The organism is Epilithonimonas sp. JDS (assembly GCF_021261315.1).
In the GTDB taxonomy this organism is placed as follows: Bacteria; Bacteroidota; Bacteroidia; order Flavobacteriales; family Weeksellaceae; genus Epilithonimonas.
In genome coordinates this window covers 21334-28610 of sequence record NZ_JAJSAX010000012.1, presented here as the reverse complement: position 1 = coordinate 28610, position 7277 = coordinate 21334, and the positions used below count along the sequence as shown (strand labels likewise).

The following is a 7277-nucleotide window of genomic DNA, read 5'->3' as shown; positions in this document are numbered from 1 at the left end:
CGATGCTTCAATTCGTTTCTCGTTAATCTAGTTTAATATCGTACAGTCTTATGAAAATTTATTTGACAATGTGAAATATTACATTGCGTTTTGGACAGAGAGATTCCGTAAAGATTCTATCACAGATCACACTTAACCGGAATGCTCTTTTATGAGCTTTAACAACTAAAAAAAAAACTATTCTTTCCTTCGCAATGAAATTAGAAAGGCGAGCAGTAGGTACAAAATCCAATAATTAAAAATTCAAAGCCTTCAAATATTGATAAAAACATAATGATTGATTTTTCATCAAATTTATATCAGCTCAAGGATTACTGAATATGTAGAAATACTGAATTAGTGAAACACTCAGATTTTAGCTATTGAATTTAAAATCAGTAGACAAATGCAAAGCGGAAATTTTAAAACAGAACGATTTAAAGATTTGCGCTTAATTCAGGCCTCAAAAGGATATATGTTGGCGATTATGCCACTTCCTATGATCTTTGAGTTGATCAGCAGGTCAAAATCCAATCCTGCATATATTCTTTCTAACGTTTCCGTCGGTTTCAATAAAAAAATATCTGCGCTAATAGTATCTCCCGGGAATACAATCTCCGCATCAACGAAAGTTTGATTTGCCGTTAATTCTTTGTTATCATACGGAAATCTAATATTGGCTCTAAAATCTGAAGATACAGGTGTTACGATACCACCTTGATCTGTTGGGAGGTAGGTTAGTGCAGCTCTGAAGTGTGGCTTTCTCTCCATTTTTCATTTTTAAATCGCAAAGTTAACAAACCCTAAGCCAGATTCACATCAATAATTATTTTGATTTAGTTCTTCAATAATGATCTGTGAAGATTATATATGTAAAGATTTGCAGAAATATTTAAAATAAATAGAAATTTTATTTTTAAAACGTTTTATATATTTAATATTTTTAATGATAATATATTATATTTGCATTATTAGCACGTTAATTGTAATATGATTACAAAAATAGTAATATGTTTAAAATCTTTATATTATCAATGTTTTTTTGTACTTTATCTTTAGAAGCACAAAATTCAAATCGTCGGTCTCCGACATCAAACCAAACATCACTCACAAGTTCAAACCTACATGTCAATGCTGCAACAAAGGATAAATCTATTGCTCAAAATGTTGTGCAATTTTCTGAAAAAGTATTAATTTCAAACAATCACAATGAAAACCTGACTGCTGGACGTGATTACAAAGCAAGAGTAGAAAATGATTTTACGCTGGCTCCTAACAGCTATATTTTTTATAAAGATGGTATTTTGCCTGATGGTAATAAAATCGACGGATTGTACATTCCTGTTGCGAAAGCTTACCAGATGTGGAGACAGGGAAGATACATGCAAAATGACACCGGAACATTCACACCTATCAGCGAAAATGGCGTGCAGTCAGCTTCCGTTTTTTGGGAAGATGTGAATGGACTGGTAAGCTCCACTTCAATTGAAGGAACGGGGGAAGATGCTAAAATAAAAATCCTGATCGACAAAACCAAAGGAGAAGGCAATGCTAATATTGCTTTTAAAGTTGACGGGGTGATCTACTGGACGTGGCATATCTGGGTGACAGATGATCCTAAAAATGGAGCATCTTACGGACAAGATTTTGAAACAGATGCTTCGAATCAGGCTTTCGTCCCTCAATATATGGATCGTAATTTGGGAGCTACAAATGCCGGCTTTCTGGGTCACGACTGGCACAAATCAGGAGGTCTGATGTACCAATGGGGAAGAAAAGATCCCGTTCCTCCGCTGGAATATAAAGATGGTTCATTCTATGAAGTGACCGGCGATATTGGAAGCAGAAGACATTCATTCGCAGCTTTACAGTCTACGCCAATAGCTATAAAACAAAGAGGAACAGACACCAATACCAATAACATCAATGGAAACATAAGATACTCCATTAATAATCCTATCGACATAATTACCCACGCGACCAATGATGGCACTTGGTTTTCCAGTCAGGAATATAAAACTGATAATACAAACCCGGACTTGATAGAAACCTGGGATCTCTGGTCCGATAACCGAAAAGGTCTGCATAGCAACGCATCCAGCAGTAATAGTACCGTTGCTGCGGACAGCAAATCTTATGAATTGAAATCGGAATTTGATCCGTGCCCCAATGGATGGCGTGTTGCCTCGCATTATGGCAGAAATACGATTAATAATAATCTTAATCCATTAGGAAGAAAATACAGCGGATTTAATGATGATACTAATAGTGCTAACAGCCAGATATTACCAAATTCAGTAAATGGTGTACTGAATGGTGTAAAAGTATATCCGGGAAGAGGCATAGATTTTAGTGGCACTGACAACAGAAAGATTGGATTAATGCCTACAAGCGGGAACTATATCTATTATTCAGGCAGTGATGGTGCGGCTGCAACGGTTGTCTATCAGGATCAAGGTTCTGATGCATTGTTGCTTAATGCGACTTACGGGATTGGAGGCAGTCGAAGTACAATTATTCGAAGTGATCCCGAAAGAGCCGATGTTTCCAGCACCGGTTGGAATGGAATCTATGTCAACCAAACCGTTAAAACAAATGGTTTGGGCGCGGTTAGATGTCTTAAAGATCCAAATATAGCACTTCTACCTTCCGTGTATGAAACCGAATATGTTGTCTCAACAGATGATGATAATACAGATTATAAAACCTGGACGAAAGAACCAAACAGTTTTGTAGTGATGACTGGTGATCCGTCTGATGCCTTGCCGCAAGACAAAGAATTGGTGATAAGTCTTAAAAAAGCTTACGCCATGCAGAAGCTTTATCTCTCCGATAATAAGGAAATCCCTTCTGGCAATATCAATACAGGAAGTGTGATATGGACAGACAATCAGAGTTTAATTAAGAAAATTCAGATTGTTGGAAGTTATCCGGATCAGCAGATGAGAGTAATAATAGCTACCGGTAAAAAAGGAAATGCAGTAGTAGCTTTTCATAAAGGAAATAACGGGGTTTGGGATACATCAAGTCCGGACAAAGTTATTTGGAGCTGGCATATTTGGGCACCTGTTACGGATCCTTTGTCAGAAGGAAATCAAATCACTTATACGACTGAATCTCTTGAAAACGGTGGAATCATCCCTGCATCAAATGGGCAATTAATAAATCCAGCTAAAGGTGGAACTCCTCTTACAACTACCTTTATGGATAGAAATCTTGGTGCTTTGCAGGCATTGCCATCATCATTGGAAAGACCAAATTTAGCCGCGGAATTGGAATCCAAAACACAAATTCAGCAGTCTGGCGGCTTGCATTACCAATGGGGAAGGAAAGATCCGTTGCCAACTTTCCACAATCCTGGCGGAACTCAATACAATTCCGCTCACGCAAATAGTGTACAGGTAGCAGCAGAGTATAATGTTTATAAACAAACCGGAGTAGATGCCAACAACAATGTCGTTTTAGGAATTTCAGATCCCATTACGGATTCTGTTTTTTCTTCAACCAATGAAACCAATGGATATTCCAAAGAATGGAACGTGTATAAATCTAATGCAGGCATTGCAGACAATGATCCAAAAAATGAAAAAATACGCAAAGTCATAAAATATGCTACCGAAAATCCATTGTCTTTTCTTTTCCGATCAAAAACCGGAAACGAAATTGGGATAGAAGATGCTGGATCTTTAACGGCAAAAGCTTCGCAGGTAAAAGATTGGATTTCTGATGAAAACGGACTGGCACAGGACAGATGGGGTCACGCAACAGAAAAATCAGCTTACGACCCTTGTCCCGGAGGATGGCGAGTGCCAGATACTGCCAACGCAAATCTATTTGCTGCAGGCAACAACGGCTCTTATGCAAAAGGGTCATCGCCTTGGTTTTATAATGGATATAATACCAATAGTACTTTTGCAAACTATGGAATTATGCAAAGTACGATTGCAGATCTTACGGGCGGCGCAGTAAATAATGCCGTCAATCTAAGACAATATCCCGGCTACACGCTTACAGTTACTACAGAAGGGACAGCGCCAAGCAGCAGGTCTGGCTGGGTATTCAATTTTCCAAATTCCAAATACAACATCGGAAATATTCCGGCTACAGGAATTAGGGGAGTGCTCGGCGGGAATGACTGGAAAAATGCAAGAAGCGGATTTCCTGATGCGGATAATTATAAATATCAAACCGGACTGTGGACCAGCTCACCTGCAGATTTCTACACTGGTTATGCTATTGGGCTTGATCTCAGCAGCACATCAGGTTTTGGCGGTAAGCTGGCATCAGGAACTGCATTCTATCCTCAAGCTGCAATGGGTGTAAGATGTGTGAAGGATACGGAACGATATATGGGAGATTTGCCTTACACAAATAATCCTGACACAACATATCTTAATTCCGTTATTACAATTAAAGAATATAAAAATGATATTGTAATTCATCCAAATCCTGTAAAAGATGTGCTTCACATCGTTTCAAAAAGTGATGTTCAAAATTCAAGATTTATAATTTTTGATATGGCGGGCAGCATTGTGAAGGAAGGTTATTTTGATAATGCGAAAATAAATATTGCAAATTTACCTTCAGGTATTTACATGCTAACGTTGGAAAATTCTCCAAAAGCTTTAAAAATTATTAAGAAATAATAATTCATTAATGGAATAATTTATTGATTGATCTTCTGTAAATCCTTACAGAATTAATAAAGAATCAGGAAATATAAAAAGACCGACATAAGAAAGTAAAACTTCTAATGCCGGTCTTTCGCTTAATAGCATATCTTCAAATACTTTTGACACTGATTTGATTTATCTGAGCCAAATTCACCAGGAATTTTTAAATAAATTAAACTATAAAATTTAAAAATTAATATAAATCTAATTAGTAACAAAAGTTTTAGTTACCTGCTTCAGATCTGCGCCTTTGACTTTCAATTTTACAGTTCCGCCCTTCTGGTTAGAACGTAAGATTGCCATTGCAAAACCTTTATACAGCGTCTTTTTATTGCCACTGAACAGATCATCGCTGGAATGATCGCCGTTATCCAGAGCTATTAGTTTTCCTTCACCGCTGACCTCAAAAGTCAGTTCCCCAGATGCTGTTGGAACTTTGTTTCCTTTGCTGTCGATAGCATAGACTTTTACATATTGCAAATCCATTCCGTCGGCTTTCCAGTTTTTATTTTCTGTTTCTATCTTTAAAGCGACCGCTTTGCCTGTGGTTTTCAGCTCGTGTCGGGCAACTTCCTTACCATTGGTTTTAGCAACGGCAGTAATGATGCCAGGAGAGTAGGGAACATCTTTCCAGTAAATGGTATTCCGTTTTTTCACATCCATACTATTTTGTTGCACTCCGATAGATTCTCCGTTGATGAATAATTCTACCTCTTCAGCATTGGTGTAGGTGTAAAGATTATATTTTTCGTTTTCAACCCGATTCCAATGTGCTGAAATCACTTTTTGCCCGACAATCTGGTCGTTCCACATTTTCGATTCACCTTCACTATCTACGATACCAATATGAACAATTGGTTCTTCTGTAAAAATACTTTTCGTTAACCACGCCTGAGGAAAAGGCTCCATCGAATGATTAAAAAATGAATAGTTCCAGCCCTTTCTCGGCCAGCCCTGTGATTCTCCCCAATATTCTATGCCGCCCCAATAGGCCAATCCCACCATTTTGTCTCTGTCCATCCCGAAATATGGTGCTGCCAATTCATTCGTCACAGCCTCACTTTGATAAATAATCATATTAGGAGCGTGCTTCAGATAAGTCTGATAATCATCCCAAACGTAATTGAAACTGGCCACTTCTGTCACGGTCGCCAATTCTGGCGGAATGATGTTGGCTTCAATTTTAAAATCAGGATTTGCCTTGATGATGCCGCCAGCACGGGCAGGATACATTGCAACTGTGGTTTTACGGGTTGGGTCGTAACGTTTTGCCACAACATCCATCAATCGGTAAGTGGTAACGCCCCAATCACTTGTCGGGAAGTTCCAGCGTTCTTCCTGAAACTGCAGTTCATTTCCAAAGCTCCACATAATGACGGACGGATGATTTCTATCCCTTTTGATCCATTCTTTCATATTGCCGTACCAGATTTCGTTCCACGGTTTGCGGCCTGCCCAAGCGCGGATGCTGCCCCATTTATCGTACAACTCATCAACCACCAAGATCCCTTTTTCATCAGCAAGATCGAAGAATGATTCTGAATAAGGATTGTGTGAGGTTCGGATGTGGTTAAAGCCAAAAGCCTTTAGCTGATCCATCATTCTGGCAATGGAAGTTTCATAGGCTGCGGCACCTACTGCACCGAGATCGTGATGATTGGCAACGCCTTTCAGAAAGACTTTTTTTCCATTTAATTTCATCCCGAATTCTTTAGAAAATTCGATGGTACGAATGCCAAATTTTTTGGTCAGTTTGTCTACTACTTTGCCATCTAAGACCAATTCGACCTCAGCGGAATACAGATTTGGTGTTTCACAGCTCCACAATTGAGGGTTAGCAACAGATACTTTTGGCAGTGCAACCTCTACTTCAAACAGATTTGATTTTTTAGGAGCAAGCGTTTTGGTTTCTGCGACCTGTTTTCCTTGTGGTGAAAATATCTTAGTATTAATTTCAAGGTTGTATTGTTTGTTTTGGATTCCGGCTATTTCTACCTGTACTTTTACCTCAGCACTTTGATTCGAAATGTTTGGAGTGGTAATGAAAATGCCGTGGCGCGCTATAGAAACACTGTCTTTTACAACCAGATGAACATCACGAAAAAGACCGCCGCCAGTGTACCAACGGGAGTTTTCGTTTTCACCCGTAGATGCCCGAACAGCTACAACATTTTCAGCGTCGAATTTAATTGCATCCGCTATATCAGCTTCAAAACCAAGATAGCCGTAATCGGTGCCTCCAATTTTTTTCCCATTAAGCCAAACGTCACCGTGCAGCATAATGCCTTCAAAATCCAGCAAGATTCTTTTGCCTTTCCAGGACTCATCAGCCTTAAATGTTTTTCGATACCAGCCGATTCCCATTGCTTTGTAACCCCGGTTTTTACTTGCTGTCTTATCCCAAGGCTGCTCGATCTGAAAGTCGTGAGGCAGATCCAATGACCGCCAATCGGTATCGTTGAAATTTACTTCTTTTGCGTCGGGCATATCGCCGGATTTAAATTTCCATCCGAAATTAAAAAGCTGCGAGATCCGCACATTATTACTGTTATTTTGTCCGGATAGAGAAGTTGTACAAAAAATACAAACCAATAGTAGTGCTGTAATTTTTTTCATATTAATTTT

3 protein-coding genes are annotated in these 7277 nt (G+C 38.8%); 1 reads left to right on the top strand and 2 read right to left on the bottom strand.

Annotation, left to right across the window (positions count from 1 at the left end):
* Positions 1 to 435: 435 nt before the first annotated feature.
* Positions 436 to 750 carry a hypothetical protein gene (locus tag LUD75_RS18980; protein WP_232707383.1) on the bottom strand — a complete coding sequence of 105 codons (315 nt, stop codon included), beginning with the start codon at positions 748 to 750 and terminating at the stop codon, positions 436 to 438.
* Between the two features lie 263 nt (positions 751 to 1013).
* Here LUD75_RS18980 and LUD75_RS18975 point away from each other — a divergent pair, with 263 nt between their 5' ends.
* A complete protein-coding gene (locus LUD75_RS18975) occupies positions 1014 to 4625 on the top strand; it encodes a T9SS type A sorting domain-containing protein (RefSeq protein WP_232707382.1) in 3612 nt (1203 codons plus the stop codon).
* 231 nt (positions 4626 to 4856) lie between these two features.
* Here the strand turns inward: LUD75_RS18975 and LUD75_RS18970 are convergent, their stop codons facing one another.
* Entirely contained in the window at positions 4857 to 7268 is a 2412-nt protein-coding gene (locus LUD75_RS18970) for a glycoside hydrolase family 2 TIM barrel-domain containing protein (protein WP_232707381.1), read from the bottom strand.
* Positions 7269 to 7277: the final 9 nt, after the last annotated feature.